The 16,042-nt window shown below is 61.4% G+C and carries 18 protein-coding genes; 13 read left to right on the plus strand and 5 right to left on the minus strand.

Annotated features, from left to right (window positions below; translation table 11 throughout):
- Positions 1-35: 35 nt before the first annotated feature.
- Together nudK and AC4CWH_RS10040 are read right to left on the minus strand one after the other, a co-directional pair.
- Complete coding sequence (gene nudK / locus AC4CWH_RS10035; protein WP_491281892.1) at positions 36-629, minus strand: GDP-mannose pyrophosphatase NudK; 594 nt, start codon at positions 627-629, stop codon at positions 36-38.
- Positions 626-2,749 carry a molybdopterin-containing oxidoreductase family protein gene (locus AC4CWH_RS10040; protein WP_491318621.1) on the minus strand — a complete coding sequence of 708 codons (2,124 nt, stop codon included), beginning with the start codon at positions 2,747-2,749 and terminating at the stop codon, positions 626-628. The genes nudK and AC4CWH_RS10040 overlap by 4 nt, the downstream gene beginning before the upstream one ends.
- A gap of 86 nt (positions 2,750-2,835) precedes the next feature.
- On the opposite strand from AC4CWH_RS10040, the gene AC4CWH_RS10045 reads away from it, so the two are divergent.
- The 4 genes from AC4CWH_RS10045 (at position 2,836) to AC4CWH_RS10060 (ending at position 6,077) form a co-directional block, all read left to right on the plus strand.
- Positions 2,836-3,702, plus strand: a complete 867-nt coding sequence (locus AC4CWH_RS10045) for a 23S rRNA (adenine(2030)-N(6))-methyltransferase RlmJ (protein WP_491318622.1) — start codon at positions 2,836-2,838, stop codon at positions 3,700-3,702.
- 92 nt (positions 3,703-3,794) lie between these two features.
- On the plus strand, positions 3,795-4,445 hold the full coding sequence (locus AC4CWH_RS10050) for a ribonuclease T2 family protein (protein WP_491318623.1): 651 nt from the start codon (positions 3,795-3,797) through the stop codon (positions 4,443-4,445).
- Positions 4,446-4,472: 27 nt separating this feature from the next.
- Positions 4,473-5,069: a glutathione S-transferase gene (locus AC4CWH_RS10055; RefSeq protein WP_491318624.1), complete on the plus strand. Its 597-nt coding sequence runs from the start codon at positions 4,473-4,475 to the stop codon at positions 5,067-5,069.
- Between the two features lie 417 nt (positions 5,070-5,486).
- A complete protein-coding gene (locus AC4CWH_RS10060; protein ID WP_491318625.1) occupies positions 5,487-6,077 on the plus strand; it encodes a glutathione S-transferase family protein in 591 nt (196 codons plus the stop codon).
- Positions 6,078-6,164: 87 nt separating this feature from the next.
- Here AC4CWH_RS10060 and AC4CWH_RS10065 read toward each other — a convergent pair whose 3' ends face one another.
- The gene (locus AC4CWH_RS10065) at positions 6,165-6,803 is read right to left on the minus strand and encodes an outer membrane protein (RefSeq protein WP_491318626.1); all 639 of its coding nucleotides are present in this window, start codon (positions 6,801-6,803) and stop codon (positions 6,165-6,167) included.
- A 367-nt stretch (positions 6,804-7,170) separates the two neighbouring features.
- Between AC4CWH_RS10065 and AC4CWH_RS10070 the strand changes: the two genes are divergently transcribed.
- The 5 genes from AC4CWH_RS10070 (at position 7,171) to AC4CWH_RS10090 (ending at position 11,442) form a co-directional block, all read left to right on the plus strand.
- Positions 7,171-7,932: an SDR family oxidoreductase gene (locus AC4CWH_RS10070; RefSeq protein ID WP_491318627.1), complete on the plus strand. Its 762-nt coding sequence runs from the start codon at positions 7,171-7,173 to the stop codon at positions 7,930-7,932.
- Positions 7,929-9,980 carry an excinuclease ABC subunit UvrC gene (gene uvrC / locus AC4CWH_RS10075; RefSeq protein ID WP_491318628.1) on the plus strand — a complete coding sequence of 684 codons (2,052 nt, stop codon included), beginning with the start codon at positions 7,929-7,931 and terminating at the stop codon, positions 9,978-9,980. The genes AC4CWH_RS10070 and uvrC overlap by 4 nt, the downstream gene beginning before the upstream one ends.
- A gap of 90 nt (positions 9,981-10,070) precedes the next feature.
- Positions 10,071-10,658: a CDP-diacylglycerol--glycerol-3-phosphate 3-phosphatidyltransferase gene (gene pgsA, locus AC4CWH_RS10080; protein WP_491281901.1), complete on the plus strand. Its 588-nt coding sequence runs from the start codon at positions 10,071-10,073 to the stop codon at positions 10,656-10,658.
- Positions 10,655-10,912, plus strand: coding sequence for a molybdopterin converting factor subunit 1 (moaD, locus tag AC4CWH_RS10085; RefSeq protein ID WP_491318629.1), 258 nt, complete (start codon positions 10,655-10,657; stop codon positions 10,910-10,912). The genes pgsA and moaD overlap by 4 nt, the downstream gene beginning before the upstream one ends.
- Positions 10,913-10,971: 59 nt before the next feature.
- Positions 10,972-11,442, plus strand: a complete 471-nt coding sequence (locus AC4CWH_RS10090; RefSeq protein ID WP_491318630.1) for a molybdenum cofactor biosynthesis protein MoaE — start codon at positions 10,972-10,974, stop codon at positions 11,440-11,442.
- A gap of 6 nt (positions 11,443-11,448) precedes the next feature.
- On the opposite strand, the gene AC4CWH_RS10095 is transcribed toward AC4CWH_RS10090, so the two are convergent.
- Positions 11,449-12,336 carry a branched-chain amino acid ABC transporter permease gene (locus AC4CWH_RS10095; protein ID WP_491318631.1) on the minus strand — a complete coding sequence of 296 codons (888 nt, stop codon included), beginning with the start codon at positions 12,334-12,336 and terminating at the stop codon, positions 11,449-11,451.
- A gap of 58 nt (positions 12,337-12,394) precedes the next feature.
- Between AC4CWH_RS10095 and AC4CWH_RS10100 the strand changes: the two genes are divergently transcribed.
- The 3 genes from AC4CWH_RS10100 (at position 12,395) to AC4CWH_RS10110 (ending at position 14,406) form a co-directional block, all read left to right on the plus strand.
- Positions 12,395-12,949, plus strand: a complete 555-nt coding sequence (locus AC4CWH_RS10100; protein ID WP_491321401.1) for a CGNR zinc finger domain-containing protein — start codon at positions 12,395-12,397, stop codon at positions 12,947-12,949.
- Positions 12,946-13,458, plus strand: coding sequence for a hypothetical protein (locus AC4CWH_RS10105; protein WP_491318632.1), 513 nt, complete (start codon positions 12,946-12,948; stop codon positions 13,456-13,458). Before AC4CWH_RS10100 ends, AC4CWH_RS10105 begins: the two co-directional genes overlap by 4 nt.
- Before the next feature lie 63 nt (positions 13,459-13,521).
- A complete protein-coding gene (locus AC4CWH_RS10110; protein ID WP_491318633.1) occupies positions 13,522-14,406 on the plus strand; it encodes a dihydrodipicolinate synthase family protein in 885 nt (294 codons plus the stop codon).
- Between the two features lie 62 nt (positions 14,407-14,468).
- Here AC4CWH_RS10110 and AC4CWH_RS10115 read toward each other — a convergent pair whose 3' ends face one another.
- Complete coding sequence (locus AC4CWH_RS10115) at positions 14,469-15,482, minus strand: zinc-binding alcohol dehydrogenase family protein (RefSeq protein ID WP_491318634.1); 1,014 nt, start codon at positions 15,480-15,482, stop codon at positions 14,469-14,471.
- A gap of 104 nt (positions 15,483-15,586) precedes the next feature.
- Here AC4CWH_RS10115 and AC4CWH_RS10120 point away from each other — a divergent pair, with 104 nt between their 5' ends.
- A complete protein-coding gene (locus AC4CWH_RS10120) occupies positions 15,587-15,970 on the plus strand; it encodes a winged helix-turn-helix transcriptional regulator (RefSeq protein WP_491318635.1) in 384 nt (127 codons plus the stop codon).
- The last annotated feature ends 72 nt before the right edge of the window (positions 15,971-16,042 follow it).

The following is a 16,042-nucleotide window of genomic DNA, read 5'->3' on the forward strand; positions in this document are numbered from 1 at the left end:
CGCTGGCAACTGGCGTTTTCCGTACCGTGCCCGGTTCAGGCAAACATCTGGCGGTTCAGCATCAGCCAGTGGATGAGCATGATGGTCTTGCCGTCGCAGATCTCGCCGCTCTCGATCATCGAAAGCGCCTGCGAGACCGGCACTTCCATGACTTCGATATCCTCGTTCTCGTCGTCCAGGCCGCCACCTTCGGCAACCCGGTCGCTGGTATCGATGGCGGCGGCGAAGAAATGCACCAGTTCGGTGACGGCACCGGGAGACATGAAGCACTTGAACAGGAATTTAACGTCACGCACCTGATAGCCGGTTTCCTCGATCGCCTCGCGGCGGATCGCCTCTTCCGGCTGGTCGCCATCGAGAAGGCCGGCCGGCGTCTCGATCATCCAGCCGGAATGGCCGTTGAGGAAGGCGGGCATGCGGAACTGGCGCACCAGCACCACCACATCGCGCCTGGGATCATAAAGCAGGATCGTGGCGCCATTGCCGCGATCATAAACCTCGCGATCAAGCCGGTGAGTGCGGCCTTTGGCATCGGTGTAATCGAAGGTGACCTTGTTCAAAAGATACCAGTTGTCGGAAAGAAGCTTCTTCTCGACGATCTCGATCTTCACCTTATTCTCATTGGTCATGCAGTGTCCTTTGAAAGCCAGACGCGATTGTCATGCACCGCAGCTCCACCATAAGGGGCCACCGGATCGGCGCCGGTCAGGATATTGATGCCCTCGCCGTCGAGATGCGCCTTGTTCGGCCAGAGCCCTTCGGCCACCAGCACGCCACGTCGGGCGCCTGATGTCACCTTCGCATGGAGCCGCAGGGAACCGCGGGGATTGCCGATGCGCACGATGTCGCCCTCTTCAATCAGAAGCGCGGCGGCATCGTCGGGATGCACCATCACCTCCGGCCGTCCCTCCTTGTCGCGCGAGGTTTTTGTTTCGGCAAAGGTGGAGTTCAGGAAGTTGCGCGCCGGCGACGTGGCAAGGCGGAACGGATACGCCTCGTTTGCCACCTCGATCACGTCCACCTGGTCGGGGAATGGCGGAAGCTGGTCGTAGGGGCCAAGTGCCCCAAGGCTTGCCGGCGTCTTGTTCGGAGAGGGACCATTTTCCCAGTCGGGCCGGAAGCGGAACTTTCCGTCCGCATAACCAAAGCCGTTGAGATAATGCGCATCCTCGAAGGCCGGCTGACAGTCGATCCACTTGTCGACAAGAAGCTGGTCATAACCCGGATAACCGTTCGGCAGCAGCATGCGGTCGATATGCTCCCGCTCGCTCAGGCCAAAGCCCGGATAATCCGACACGCCAAGGCGCTTTGCCAGTTCCTCGATGACAAAAAGATTGGTGCGCACCGTCTCCGGCGGCTCGACCAGTTTCGGGCCGAGAAGAATGTGGTTCTGGCCGCCGGCGCGGTAGAGATCGTCATGTTCGACGAACATGGTGGCGGGCAGCACGATATCGGCCATCTCGGCCGTTTCGGTCATGAAATGTTCGTGGACGGCGGAAAACAGGTCCGGCCGGGCAAAGCCCTCGCGCACCAGCCGTTGTTCCGGCGCAATATTCATCGGGTTGGTGTTCTGGATGAGAAGCGCCGTCACCGGGCCGCGATGGCGAAGCGCCACCGCATCACCGGTCAGCACGCGGCCGATCTGCGACTGGTCGAGCATACGCACATCCGGGTCCATGTAGGACGTGCCCATCAGCTCGCGTTTGTCGAGCTTGAAGATTTCGCCATTGTTATGAAAGGCGCCGCCGCCTTCATATTGCCAGGAGCCGAGAACGGTGGCGACAGACAGCGCCGCATGCATGGCGACGCTGCCGTTGCGCTGGCGGGTAAAGCCATAGCCGAGGCGGAAGAAGGTCTTTTTCGTTGCGCCGACCAGCCGGCCGAACGCCTCGATCTCTTCCACCGAAAGCCCTGTTATAGCCGAGGCCCATTCCGGCGTCTTCGTTTCCAGATGCGCTTCAAGCCCTGCCGGATCGTCGGCGAATTTTTGCATATAGGCGCGGTCGGCATAGCCGTCGCGGAAGGCGATATGCATGAGCGCGCAGGCAAGCGCGGCATCCGTGCCGGGCTTCAGCACGATTCTGATGTCTGCCTGCTTCATAGTCGGGCTGTCATAGACATCGACCACGACAATCTTTGCGCCGCGTTCCTTGCGGGCCTTGATCGCGTGGGTCATCACATTGACCTGGGTGGCCACGGGATTGGTGCCCCAGATGACGACGCAATCGGATTTCGCCATTTCTCTGGGATCGGGACCGCGAAGCGCGCCGGTTCCCATCACATAACCGGTCCAGGCCATGTTGGTGCAGATCGAGCCGAAGAAACCGGAATAGTGCTTGGCGTGGCGCAACCGCTCGATGGAATCGCGCTGCACCTGCCCCATCGTGCCGGCGTAGAAATAGGGCCAGATGGCCTCTGCCCCATGGGCAGCTTCGGCCTTGACGAAGGCGTCGGCGATCTCGTCGAGGGCCGCCTCCCACGTCACCTCCTGCCAGGCACCCTCGCCCTTTGCGCCAATGCGGCGCTTGGGTGTCATCAGGCGGCCGGGATGGTAGAGGCGCTCGGCATAACGGGCGACCTTGGCGCAGATGACGCCCGCCGTATAACTGTTGGCATTGGCACCGCGCACCCGGCCGATGCGGCCATCGGGCGTCAGATCGACATCGAGCGCACAGGCGGAGGGACAGTCATGCGGGCACACCGTATGACCAATGGCAGATTTGGCGGAGATCGGGGTCGTCACGTTCATGCCTTTCCTATAGGACAGGACAAGCGTCGCCAAAAGCGCATTTTGCGATGCATCAATTCTATTGACGCGACCCAGCAGGCTTTCTCATGAACTATCGGCATATCTATCACGCCGGCAATTTTGCCGATGTCCTCAAACACGCGGTGCTGTGCCTTCTGGTGCGCCACATGCAGAAGAAGGACAAGGCCTTTCGCGTGCTCGATACCCATGCCGGCATCGGGCTTTACGACCTCTCATCGGAAGAAGCCCAGAAAACCGGCGAATGGCGTGATGGCATCGGGCGCCTGATGGCGGCAGAGCTGCCGGCACCGGTCGCTGCCGTTCTGTCTCCCTATCTCGACGCCGTGCGCGAACTCAATCCAACCGGCGACATCTCTCGTTATCCCGGCTCGCCGAAACTGGCGCGCATGCTGTTTCGCCCGCAGGACCGGCTGGCGGCGATGGAACTGCACCCCGACGATTACGGCCGCCTGTCGCGCCTGTTCGAGGGCGATTATCAGGTGCGGGTCACCGAGCTGGATGGCTGGCTGTCGCTCGGCGCCCACCTGCCGCCGAAGGAAAAGCGCGGCATCGTGCTGGTCGATCCGCCCTTCGAGATCGACGGCGAATATGACCGGCTGGTGAACGGGCTTGCGACCGCCTATCGCCGTTTTCCCGGCGGCACCTATTGCCTGTGGTATCCACTGAAGAAGGGCGCACCGATCCGCCGCTTCCACGAGGATCTGCAGGCGCTGGAAATTCCAAAGATGCTGTGTACGGAACTTGCGGTGAAAAGCGACCGCGATGGCACCGGTCTCTCCGGTTCGGGCCTTGTCATCGTCAACCCGCCCTTCACGCTGAAGGCCGATCTGCACACGATCCTGCCGACACTGAAGGACGTGCTGGCGCAGGATCGCTACGCCTCGCAGCGCGCCTTCTGGCTGCGCGGCGAAGAGGCAGCCGAAGAGACCTGACCGGGTGACTTGACTGGGTGTGACTTGACTGGTGACTTGACCGGGTGGCCCGGCCTGGGACATGGTGCCGGCATCTCTGGGGAGGCTTATCCATGATCCGCCGTCTCGTTTCCGCTCTGCTGATGGCGCTTTCGCTTGCAGCAGCCCCCGTTGCACATGCGCAGGATCGCCCATCCGGCTTTGACTTTTACGTGTTGTCTCTGTCCTGGTCGCCGACGTTCTGTGGTTCGGCCAAGGGCAAGAACAGCAAGGAGCAATGCGGGCCGGACAAGAAGTTTGCCTTCATCGTGCATGGCCTCTGGCCGCAGAACGAAAAGGGCTATCCGGAAACCTGCGCCACCACCGAACCGCGCCGCGTGCCGGAAGAGCTTGGCCGCGCCTATTTCGACATCATGCCGTCGATGGGCCTGATCGGTCATGAATGGCGCAAGCACGGTTCCTGCTCCGGCCTCTCCCAGAAAGCCTATCTCGACACCACCCGCGCCGCCTTCGAGCGCATCAAGCTGCCCGCCGACATTCTGGCCGCCGACAGTGCAAAGACCTTTACGGCAGAAACGATTGAACAGAGCTTCATCGCCGCCAATCCGGAGCTTCGCCCGGAGGGTATTGCCGTTGCCTGCGAGGGCAGCCGGCTCGAAGAAGTGCGCATCTGCCTTGCCAAGGACCTTTCCTTCCGCACCTGCCCGGAAGTGGACGCCAAGGCCTGCACGCTCAAACGGATCACCGTGCCACCGGCACGCTGACTTTAAGCCCCCACAGGAACACACCCGATGAAACTGCTCTATTCCCCCGCCTCCCCCTATTCGGCCAAATGCCGCATGGCCGCCCGCCATCTCGGCATTACGCTTGAGGAGGTGAAGACCGATACCGGCGCCGAACCTGCCGACCTTCTCGACAACAACCCGCTCGGCAAGATCCCGGTGCTGATCCGCGACGGCGAAAGCCCGGTCTATGACAGCGTCGCGATCATGCATTACCTTGACCGTGTCTCGGAGGGAAAACTCTATCCGGCAAAGGACGATAAACGCACGGATGCGGAAGTTCTGGAAGCGCTCTGCGACGGCATCACCGATTGCCTGCTGGCCATCGTCTACGAGCGCCGCGCCCGGCCGGCCGAGATCGTCCACCAGCCCTGGATCGACAAGCAGTGGTCAAAGGTGCTGCGCGGGCTGGATTACCTCGAAAACAACCTGCCGAAGACGGAAAAGAAGCTGAATGGCGGCCATTTCGCGCTCGCGGCCCTCATCGGTTATCTCGACCTGCGTTTTGCCGGACAATGGGCAGACGGCCGACCCCAGCTTGCGGCCTGGCCGCAGAAATTCGCACAGCTGTTTGCTGATTACGACAGCATGAAGTCTGTCGCATAAGAGACGCACCGCGTCTCTCAAGGGGTGCCCAGGTTTTCCCGGTGCCCCCATATCTCCCGATTTCGACATCCTCAGGGGAAAGGCAGTGCGCGACATTGCCTTTCACACCTGCACAAAGCACCTCCCCAACGGGAGCTGCACAACCGCGCGCAACCCAAATGGCACAAAAAACCTCAGTTGCGGCAGAAGATCGGCCCGCCTCTGTCGGATCTTGATACACGCGACGCAGCCATTCTTGACGCAAGTATTATTCCGAAACATCCGCCTATATTTTAATAAATATTCCGCACTGCACAATAAATTCAAATAATCACGGAACTCCACAAGTAAAACTGTGTTTTATTTAAAAACACTGTATTCGCCTTGGCATACGCAGTATATAAGAGAAGGCAGAACAACAATTGCCAGGATCGTGTCGTGCGTCTTCTCTACACCCCTTCTTCGCCATTGTCGGCAAAATGTCTGATGGCAGCCCGCCATTTGAGGATTGCAGTTGCGGAAGTGAATGCAGCCGTTTCCGCGCCGCCGCCGGAACTGATCGGGAGCAATCCGCTTGGCAGGTTTCCCATGCTGATCCGCGATGGCGAACTGCCGCTCTGCGATAGTGTCGCCATCATGCATTTCTTTGATCGGCTGACGGAGGGGCAACTTTATCCGCGCAACCCGATGAAGCGGGCAGAGGCCGACATGCTGGAGGCGCTTTGCGACGGCATTACCGAAAGCCTGATGCTCATCACCTATGAGCAGCGGTTCCGCCCGGAAGAGAAGGTTTACCAGCCCTGGCTCGACCGGCACTGGATCAAGGTGGCGCGGGGCCTCGATTTTCTGGAATGCCACGTGCCGAGAACCGACAAGAAGCTGAACGGCGGTCATTTCGCGCTGGCAGCCCTCATCGCCTATCTGCATGTGCGCTACGTCGGACGATGGGATGTCGGGCGCCCTCAGCTTGCGGCCTGGCCACGCGCGTTTTCGCGACTGATCAACGAGCGCATCAAGACCGCTGCCTGACGCGGGCAGCATCGATGGCGGCAGCCGGACATGAAAAAAGGCCGGAGGTTTCCCCCCGGCCCTTTTTGACTATCTGACGATCGAAGATCAGAACTTCACGCCGATGCCGAGCTTGACCGACTGGTCATCGAAGCCGCGCGATACGTTGGTGCCACCCAGGTTGTAGTCCTTGTCCTGGTAGTCGGTGTAACGGTATTCGACGCGTGCGGTGATGTTCTTGGTCACCATGGTTTCGACACCGGCGCCGACCGTGTAACCGACCGAGGTGTTGTTGTCGGAACCGGCAGCACTGGAGACCTTATGGTCTGCAATGGCCACACCGCCCGTGCCGTAGATCATGAAGGGGTTGAAGTCGTAACCGAGGCGGGCGCGAACCGAACCGTTCAGCTTTTCTTCGCCGGTGATGCCGTTCGACGTGCCCTTCTGGTCGTTGTAACCGAGGTCGGCTTCCGCACCGTATACGATCTGGCCGCTCTGCCAGTTGTAACCGCCGTAGACGCCACCGCCCCAGCCGTCAGCGCTCGGCTCGCCGGAGCCGCCCTTGACCTTGCCCCAGTCGTAGGAGCCGGTGCCGCCGAGGTAGAAGCCGGACCAGTTGCTGACGGCAACCGGGGCGTCATAGGCAGCCGGGGCTTCCGGGATCTGGGTGACAGCGTCGGCTGCATGTGCCGATACGGCAGCAAGGCTTACGGCAGAAACCATCAGGGTCGCAATGAGAGTACGCATACTTTTTCTCCTTTTCGATGCCGGCCGGGAGGCGCCTTTTCACTCAATGACAGCGCCATTGCTCCCTGCTCGTTGAGGAGGAATTTGGTGGGCAATTGAGGAATTGAAAGTACCGAATTGTGAATTGATTGCGGCAACGCGATGGCTGAATCTGGATGTTGCTTCACAGCCACAGGCAGTTTGTTAACCCTACCGAAAGCTTAACGTCAGTATAAAAATGCGAATAGTTCTCACGCCGACGTGAATACATAAATACGATTGCGTGATGAAAAGGATCGGCATAACGGCCAATCCAGCCCCTTGATCTTCCCGTAAAGCACTTGCAAGCAATGGCGCCGGCGCAACAGGCTAATAAGCAGGATAGAGCATGGAACATTCCCCGACCGTACTTGTGACCGGAGCCGCGCGCCGCATGGGACGGGCCATTGCCGAGGATCTCGCCCGCAATGGCTATGGCGTTGCCATTCATGCCGACCGCTCGTTTTCCGAGGCCGAGCAGCTTGCGGCGGCTCTGCGCGCCGAAGGACACCGGGCGGCAGCCGTAAAGACCGATCTTCTCGATTCGCAGGCGACCGATGCCTTGATCGATGAGTCGGCGGCATTGCTCGGGCCGATCACCGGTCTTGTCAACAATGCCTCGCTGTTTGTCGGCGATACCGCAGACGTGTTCGACGCGCAGTCGTTCGACCGGCACTTCGCCATTCACGTGCGCGCACCCTCTATCCTGTCGGCGGCCTTTCTGCGCCAGTTGCCGGAAGCTGCCAACGCCCTCATCGTCAACATCATCGACCAGCGGGTGTGGAAGCTGACGCCGCAGTTTTACTCCTACACCTTGTCCAAATCGGCACTGTGGACGGCGACGCAGACGCTGGCGCAGGCCTATGCACCGCGCGTGCGCGTCAACGCCATTGGCCCCGGCCCCTCGTTCAAAAGTGCGCGCCAGTCGCCCGAGGATTTTAAGGGTCAGATCGAAGCGCTGCCGCTGAAACGCGGTCCCGCGCCGGATGAATTCGGCCGCACGATCCGATTTCTTTTTGACACTCCGTCCATCACGGGCCAAATGATAGCCTTGGATGGAGGCCAGCACCTGGCCTGGGAAACGCCGGATGTGGCGGAGATCATTGAATGAATGGAACGAAACTGCCTGACGGCGGCGTTCTTTATGACGAGACGGATGAGGATGACGACGAGGTTGTAGCAGCCCCTGGCGATGCCGCACGCATGCTCTCCGGCATCGAATGGAACGCCGGCCTTCGAAACGAAAGCGGCCTCAAGGGCGCTGACCTGATTGCCGAATTCGTCAAACACCTGCCGAACGCGCCGGGCGTCTATCGCATGTTCAACGAGGCGGGTGACGTGCTTTACGTCGGCAAGGCCCGCAGCCTGAAGAAGCGCGTGACGAATTATGCGCAGGGGCGCGTGCATTCCAACCGTCTGACGAAGATGGTGCGCGAAACCGCGCAGATGGAATTCGTCACCACCCGCACCGAGACCGAAGCGCTGCTGCTTGAGGCAAACCTGATCAAGCGCCTGCGCCCGCGCTACAACGTGCTGCTGCGCGACGACAAGAGTTTTCCCTATATCATGCTGACCGGCGACCACCGGGCTCCCGCCATCTACAAGCACCGCGGCGCGCGTGCCCGCAAGGGCGATTATTTTGGCCCGTTTGCCTCGGCAAGCGCCGTCGGGCGCACGATCAATTCGTTGCAGCGCGCCTTTTTGCTGCGCACCTGCACCGACAGCGTCTTTGAGGCGCGCACGCGGCCCTGCCTGCTCTACCAGATCAAGCGCTGTTCCGGGCCCTGCACGCACGAGATTTCGGATGCCGATTATGCGGGGCTGGTGGGGGAGGCCAAGGATTTTCTCTCCGGCCGCAGCCAGGCGGTGAAGGCGACGATTGCCCGCCAGATGACGGAAGCCTCCGACGACATGGATTTCGAACGCGCCGCCGTCTACCGCGACCGGCTGTCGGCGCTGTCGCATGTGCAGAGCCACCAGGGCATCAACCCGGCCGGCGTCGAGGAAGCGGATGTGTTTGCGATCCACCACGAGGCGGGCCTTACCTGCATCCAGGTGTTCTTCTTCCGCGCCGGGCAGAACTGGGGCAACCAGGCCTATTTCCCAAAGGCCGATCCGCAACTGACCGGCGCCGAGGTGCTGAACGCCTTCCTCGCGCAGTTTTACGACGACAAGCCGGTGCCGCGCCAGATCCTGCTGTCGGAGACGGTGGAGGAGCAGGAGTTGCTCAGCCTTGCGCTGTCTGAAAAATCGCCCACCAAGATCACCATTCAGGTGCCGCAGCGGGGCGAGAAGAAGGATCTGACCGACCATGTTCTGGCCAATGCCCGCGAGGCACATGGCCGCAAGCTTGCAGAAACCGCCTCGCAGGAACGCCTGCTGAAAGGTTTTGCCGAAACCTTTGGCCTCACTTACGTGCCGCGCCGCATCGAGATCTACGACAACTCCCACATCATGGGCACGAATGCCGTGGGCGGCATGGTGGTGGCGGGGCCGGAAGGTTTTGTGAAGGGCCAGTATCGCAAGTTCAACATCAAATCGACCGACATCACTCCCGGCGACGATTTTGGCATGATGCGCGAGGTGATGACGCGGCGGTTTTCACGCCTTCTGAAGGAGGAAGGCCTGCCGGACCGCAGCGCTGCGGCCACACAGCCGGCGGACGGGCCGGACGAGGTGATCGAAAGCGGCTTTCCCGCCTGGCCTGACGTTATCCTCATTGATGGCGGACAGGGGCAGATGTCGGCGGTTCGCAAAATCCTGGACGAGTTGGGCATCCGCGACGTGGTGACCGCCATCGGCGTTGCCAAGGGCGTTGACCGCGATGCCGGCCGCGAGCGATTTTTTGCCGACGGCCGAAGCGATTTTTCGCTGCCGCCGCGTGACCCCGTGCTCTATTTCGTCCAGCGCATGCGCGACGAGGCGCACCGTTTTGCCATCGGCTCGCACCGGGCACGACGCAAGAAGGAAATGGTGAAGAACCCGCTCGACGAGATTTCCGGCATTGGGCCGGGAAGGAAACGGGCGCTTCTGCAACATTTCGGCACCGCCAAGGCCGTTTCGCGCGCCGGCATCTCTGATCTGATGGCTGTCGAGGGAATTTCAGAGACGGTGGCAAAGCAGGTCTATAACCACTTCCACGAAAACCGCAGCGGCTGAGAATACAAAGCCGCCACATTTCACGTCGAGGGTGTTGACGCTTCGTCTCTGGCGTATCACTTAACAGCACACATCAGGGTAAGGTCCGTCATGGCATCGCGCGCATACAATATTCCCAATCTCCTGACCTATGCGCGTATCATTGCCGTGCCGATCATCGTCGGCTGCTTCTTCATCGAGGGGCAGCTGGAAAGTTCGGATGTGGCGCGCTGGACAGCGCTTGTGCTGTTTGCGGTCGCCTCGATCACCGATTATCTCGACGGATACCTCGCCCGCATCTGGAACCAGACCTCCAATATCGGCCGCATGCTGGATCCGATTGCCGACAAACTGCTGGTGGCGGCCGTGCTTCTGCTGCTGGCCGCAGACCAGACGATTGCCGGCTGGTCGCTCTGGGCGGCCATCACGATCCTCTGCCGCGAAATTCTGGTGTCGGGCCTGCGCGAATATCTGGCGGCGCTGAAGGTTTCCGTGCCTGTGACGCGTATTGCCAAGTGGAAAACGACGATCCAGATGGTCTCGATCGGCTTCCTGCTGGCAGGCCCCGCCGGCGACAAGGTTTTGCCCTACACGACTGAAATGGGCATCGTTCTTCTCTGGTGTGCGGCCATCCTGACATTCTACACCGGCTATGATTATTTCAAGGCGGGCGTCAAACATCTGGCGGACGACGAATGAGAGTGAAAATCGTTTATTTCGCCTGGGTGCGCGAGCGCATCGACAAGCCGCAAGAAGAGCTGGACCTGCCCGACACGGTGGTGACGGCCGGCGACCTGCTCAACCACCTGAAGACCCTGGGTGAAGGTTATGAAGCGGCGTTGCAATATCCGCATGTCATCCGTGTTGCCGTGAACCAGGAGCATGTCGACCACGACGAACCGATTGCCGGCGCCCGCGAAATCGGCATTTTTCCGCCGATGACGGGTGGCTAAACCATGGACGTCGCGGCAAAGAACACCATCGCTTCGAGCCGACAGGTGAGGTTATCCGTGTGACAAACCCCGCCCCCACCATCCGCGTCCAGAGCGAAAATTTTGACCTGCAGACGGAAATCCACGCGCTGACGACGGGGCGTGCTGATATCGGCGCGGTCGTGACCTTCACCGGTCTTTGCCGGGACGAAGGTTCAAGCCTTGATGCGCTGGAACTGGAACATTATCCCGGCATGGCGGAGGCGGAGATGCAGCGTATTGCAACGCTTGCCATCGAGCGCTTCTCGCTGCTGGGGCTGACCGCCATTCACCGCTATGGCAGGATCCTGCCGGGGGAAAACATCGTTCTCGTCATCGCCTGCGCCCCGCACCGGCAAGCGGCTTTCGACGGCGCAAACTTCGTCATGGATTTTTTAAAAACCGCCGCTCCCTTCTGGAAGAAGGAACATCTGGCAGACGGCTCCATCGGCGGCTGGGTCTCGGCCAAGGACGCCGACGATGCGGCGCGGGAGAAGTGGACAAAAGACTGAACCGGCTCAAACCAGAACCCGTTCCCGCCGGCCCAACACCAGCAGTGCGGTGAGCGCGCAAAGCATGACTGGATCGCGCCAGACCACCGGGCCGTAGCCGCTCCACAGCGTCTCGCAAAGACCAAACAGGGCCGCACCGGCGGCTGATCGCAGCGGATGAGCATGCCCTCCCGCAGCGGCAATCAGCACCACTTTCAGGCCAAATACCACACCCGCGCCAAAATCCATCGTGCCGTAATGGGCGGTGGCAAGAAGGCCGCAGAGAGACGCAAAAAGTGCCGCAAAACCATAGGCGCCGGCGCAGATGCGGGCGGATGGCACGCCGCACAGTTCGGCGGCCAGGGGATCATCGCAGACGGCGCGCCAGTTGCGGCCCCATCGACTGGCCGCCAGAAACCATGCGCCGCCGACCACCAGGAAAACAAGAATGGCGCTGTTGAGAGCCTGCAGGCGCGTGAGGCTTGCTGCGCCGCCAAAGAGCGTGATCGGTGCATTGAGAAAGGGCGGCAGCCAGAGTTGGCGCGTGCCCGAAAGAAGCCGTGCCGCCTCCATCAGCACCAGCAGCAGCCCGAGCGACGCGACGGTGAGCGCGTTTGGCGAGACGCGCGACAAGGGCGCCACCACCCGCCGCCCGATCAACACGCCGCCCCCCGCCCCCACCATGACGGCGAGAAGTGCGCCAAGCGCAAGCGCTGCCGGGAAAATCAGGAAAAGCCGGTCCCACCCCCAGTGAGCGCCCAGCAGAAACACGTGGCCGGAAAAGGCAAAGAGCGCACCATAGGTGATATCCGCCCGCCGGGTGACGGCAAAGGCAATCGCATAACCAAAGGCCAGCGCTGCATAGAGGCTGGCAATCGGCACGGCGTTGAGCAGCTGTTGCAGGGCGTAGGACATGGCACCTCCACGCCTGCAATATAACTGGCAAAACCGTTTTTACCAGTTATATTGCGGCATGACCTTTTCCTGGACCCCTCACCGTTTTGCCGGCGGCGCGCTGGCGCTCGATGTCGCCAACAGCGTGATCCTGCGGTTTGACCCTGCCCGCAGCATCGACCGGTTTGCCGATCCAGCGCATTTGCAGGCCTTCCCGCAGGCCGCCTCAGCATTTTCCGCCGAACGGGCCCTGTTTGGTGACCTGAAACCGATACATCCTGCCAGTCGCGAAACCTTCCTTTCGCTGCGTGAAGCTATCGACCGGCATTTTCGCGCTGAGGTGCAGGGGACATCACACCCGCTTCTTCTGGCCGATCTGCTGGACAACGCCGCCCGCCTGCTGCGGCAGAACCCCGATCCAGACGGGCTTGAGGCGGCCACCGTGCATTCGGCGCTGCGGCTGCTTTCCCTTCCGGAAAAGCAGCGCCTGAAAATCTGCGGGCATTGCGGCTGGCTGTTTGTCGACCGTTCCAAGAACAAGAGCCGCTTCTGGTGCGACATGACTGTATGCGGCAACCGCGCCAAGGCCGCCCGCCACTACAAACGAAAAACGACAGGAGGAACTGCAGGATGATGAAAGGAACCTTTAAGGCCAGAGCAACGGGCCTTGCGCTTTGCGTGGCAACCCTTGTCGGCTGCCAGCGCGAAGCGGCAAACCTTGCGGAGTTTTCCGGCCATATCTTCGTTTTCAACTACCGGCTTTCCCGGGCCAATTACGTGGTGACGCTGCGCCCGACCGCGCCTCTTCCCGAAGGCGGCGTGGCGCTTGCACGGTTTGACAATCCGCAGGGCGGCGCGCCGCTGATAACGCGACAGGCACTTTACCCGAAGATGGACAAGGTGGTGCTGGAAAGCCCGGACGTGCAGTGCGTGCGCGAAGGCCAAAGCTACGGCGTCCATATCGAGCTTGCCGATCGCGATGGCAAAGTGCTGCAAGAGCTGGAAACAAGTGTGCTTGCCACCATCGACCAGAGCATCCTGCCCGCCAATTCCATCGTGGTCGGCCCGGCCTATGACATGAACCCGAAAGTGTTCAAGGCGGGTGGCGTGGTGGATCTTTCACCGGTCCCGTGCCCGACATAAGGCGCTTCACGACGCCCCGGTGCGGTGTTACGACTTGGGTCAAGCCGTAACCGAGGATGCATTATGCTGCGTGGTCTTTCCGCCTTCCCGCCCACACCGACCGACATGCACGGCGCCGTTGATGCGGATGCGCTGTCCCGGCTGATCGAACGCCTGACGAGCGCGGGCGTCGATTCCATCGGCCTCCTTGGCAGCACCGGGGGCTATGCCTATCTGACGCGCGCTGAACGGCGCCGCGCCGTGGCAATTGCCGCCGAAACCCTTCAGCGCCGCACGCCGCTCATCGTCGGCATCGGCGCACTGCGCACCGATGAGGCGCAGGCTCTGGCACACGATGCGGCAGAGGCTGGTGCAGATGGCCTGCTTCTGGCGCCTGTCTCCTACACGCCGCTCACCGAAGACGAGGTGTTTGCGCATTTTTCCGCCGTCTCCGGCGTCACCGATCTGCCGCTCGTCATCTACAACAATCCGGGCACGACGAAATTCACCTTCAGCCCGGATTTGATCGTCCGCCTGGCGGACCTGCCCAATATTGCGACCGTGAAGATGCCGCTGCCGGTGGATGCCAGTTTCGAGGCGGAAATGGCCTCGTTGCGCGCGCGCCTTCCGAACAGGTTTCCCATTGGCTACAGCGGCGATTGGGGTGCAGCCGAAGCGCTGCTTTCAGGCGCAGATGCCTGGTACAGCGTCGTCGCCGGGCTCCTGCCCGCCCCCGCGCTGGCGCTGACCCGCGCAGCCCAGGCCGGAGATAATGACGAGACCCACCGGCTGAACGAGCGTTTCCAGCCGCTCTGGGCGCTGTTTCGCCAGTACGGCAGTTTTCGCGTCATGTATGCGATCGCCGCCGAACTCGACCTGTTTCATGCCGCACCGCCCCGGCCGGTTCTGCCAATCCCGGCTGAGGCGATACCGCGGGTGGTTGATGCGCTGGCGGCTCTCGACGCCTGATTTTTCGTGAGCAGGCGGATGGGCCCTGCCCTTAGCCGCCTGCCCACAACTTCACGCCCGCCTCAAAACCCTTCCAGCACGATCTTGCCGCGCGCCTTGCCGCTTTCGAGGATGGCATGGGCTGCTTTCAGATTTTCCGCATTGATCGGCTGCAGAACCTCGGTGACGGTGGTGCGGATGCGGCCGGCATCGATGAGCGCCGAGACGTCATCCAGCAGCTTGCCCTGCGCATCCATGTCGGGTGTCTGGTAGAGCGAGCGGGTAAACATCAGCTCCCAGTGCAACGAGACGGATTTGCGCTTGAAGGGCATGGCGTCCAGCACGGCGGGATCGTCGATCAGGCCGAAGCGGCCCTGCGGCGCAATGAGATCGGCGATGTCTGCGAGGTGCAGATGCGTTTCCGTGGTGGAAAACACGAAGGCGGGCGAACCGAGCCCCAGTGCTTCCACCTGCGGGGCCAGCGGCTGTGCGTGATCGACCACGTGATGGGCGCCCAGTTCGCGCACCCAGGCCTGCGTTTCCGGCCGTGAGGCGGTGGCGATAACCGTCAGATCGGTCAGTGCCCGCAACAACTGGATGGCAATGGAGCCGACGCCGCCGGCCCCGCCGATGATGAGCACGGCGTTTGCCGCCCCCGCCACCTGCCGGCGCACATCCAGCCGTTCGAACAGCATTTCGAAGGCGGTAATCGCCGTCAGCGGCAGGGCAGCCGATTGGGCATCCGACAGCGTCGCCGGCTTCTTGCCCACCAGCCGCTCATCCACCAGATGAAACTGGCTGTTGGCGCCCGGCCGGTCCAGCGCGCCGGCATAAAACACCTGATCGCCGGGCTTGAAGCGGGTGACGGCTTCGCCGGTCTCGGTCACTTCGCCGACGGCATCCCAGCCGAGCACTTTCCAGCCATCGGGAGCTGCGGACACGCCGCGGCGGATTTTCGTATCGACGGGGTTTACCGAGATAGCGCGGACGGCAACCAGCAGGTCCCGCCCCTTGGCCATCGGCTTTTCCTGTTCGATATCGACGAGTGCTTCTGGCCGATCGAGCGCACCTGCGGCCTGATATGCAACTGATTTCATCGGGTGGTTCCCTTTCAAAGCGTTGTGTCACCCCTCATATGTTTCTATGCTGCGAAAAAGCTATACGCACAAAATTAGCCTATAGTGTCGAAAAGGATACCATCATGGCCAAGGCCCGCCATTCCCGCTTCGATTGCAGCCCCGGCTGTGCCGTGGAGGCAGCCGTCGGCCTTATCGACGGCAAATGGAAATCGGTGATCCTTTACCATCTGCTGTCCGGCACGCTGCGCTTCAGCGAGATCCGCCGCATCATCGCAAACGTCACGCCGCGCATGCTGACGAACCAGTTGCGCGAGTTGGAAGAGGATGGGCTGATCATCCGCACAGTGTATGCGCAGGTACCGCCGAAGGTGGAATACAGCCTGTCGCCGCTCGGGCGCAGCATGGAGCCGGTGCTGGTGGCGCTGAAAAGCTGGGGCGATGCCCATATCGGGCTTTACGGCAAGCCGAAGGGGCATGATCCGCGCGAGGCGGATGAGGCAGCCTGAAAGGCAGGCCTCAAACGCAAAACGCCCGCGACAGCATGTGTCACGGGCGCTTTGGAATTCCTTGCAGGCGCC

Source organism: Neorhizobium sp. PAMB6716 (assembly GCF_058242805.1).

What these genes read in the sequence shown, in the direction of transcription:
- uvrC (WP_491318628.1), top strand. Translation starts at nt 7,929, where the DNA reads ATGAATGGAACGAAACTGCCTGACGGCGGCGTTCTTTATGACGAGACG.
- AC4CWH_RS10120 (WP_491318635.1), top strand. Translation starts at nt 15,587, where the DNA reads ATGGCCAAGGCCCGCCATTCCCGCTTCGATTGCAGCCCCGGCTGTGCC.
- AC4CWH_RS10115 (WP_491318634.1), bottom strand. Translation starts at nt 15,482, where the DNA reads ATGAAATCAGTTGCATATCAGGCCGCAGGTGCGCTCGATCGGCCAGAA.
- AC4CWH_RS10040 (WP_491318621.1), bottom strand. Translation starts at nt 2,749, where the DNA reads ATGAACGTGACGACCCCGATCTCCGCCAAATCTGCCATTGGTCATACG.
- AC4CWH_RS10070 (WP_491318627.1), top strand. Translation starts at nt 7,171, where the DNA reads ATGGAACATTCCCCGACCGTACTTGTGACCGGAGCCGCGCGCCGCATG.
- AC4CWH_RS10105 (WP_491318632.1), top strand. Translation starts at nt 12,946, where the DNA reads ATGATGAAAGGAACCTTTAAGGCCAGAGCAACGGGCCTTGCGCTTTGC.
- moaD (WP_491318629.1), top strand. Translation starts at nt 10,655, where the DNA reads ATGAGAGTGAAAATCGTTTATTTCGCCTGGGTGCGCGAGCGCATCGAC.
- AC4CWH_RS10065 (WP_491318626.1), bottom strand. Translation starts at nt 6,803, where the DNA reads ATGCGTACTCTCATTGCGACCCTGATGGTTTCTGCCGTAAGCCTTGCT.
- nudK (WP_491281892.1), bottom strand. Translation starts at nt 629, where the DNA reads ATGACCAATGAGAATAAGGTGAAGATCGAGATCGTCGAGAAGAAGCTT.
- AC4CWH_RS10095 (WP_491318631.1), bottom strand. Translation starts at nt 12,336, where the DNA reads ATGTCCTACGCCCTGCAACAGCTGCTCAACGCCGTGCCGATTGCCAGC.
- pgsA (WP_491281901.1), top strand. Translation starts at nt 10,071, where the DNA reads ATGGCATCGCGCGCATACAATATTCCCAATCTCCTGACCTATGCGCGT.
- AC4CWH_RS10045 (WP_491318622.1), top strand. Translation starts at nt 2,836, where the DNA reads ATGAACTATCGGCATATCTATCACGCCGGCAATTTTGCCGATGTCCTC.
- AC4CWH_RS10055 (WP_491318624.1), top strand. Translation starts at nt 4,473, where the DNA reads ATGAAACTGCTCTATTCCCCCGCCTCCCCCTATTCGGCCAAATGCCGC.
- AC4CWH_RS10110 (WP_491318633.1), top strand. Translation starts at nt 13,522, where the DNA reads ATGCTGCGTGGTCTTTCCGCCTTCCCGCCCACACCGACCGACATGCAC.
- AC4CWH_RS10100 (WP_491321401.1), top strand. Translation starts at nt 12,395, where the DNA reads ATGACCTTTTCCTGGACCCCTCACCGTTTTGCCGGCGGCGCGCTGGCG.
- AC4CWH_RS10050 (WP_491318623.1), top strand. Translation starts at nt 3,795, where the DNA reads ATGATCCGCCGTCTCGTTTCCGCTCTGCTGATGGCGCTTTCGCTTGCA.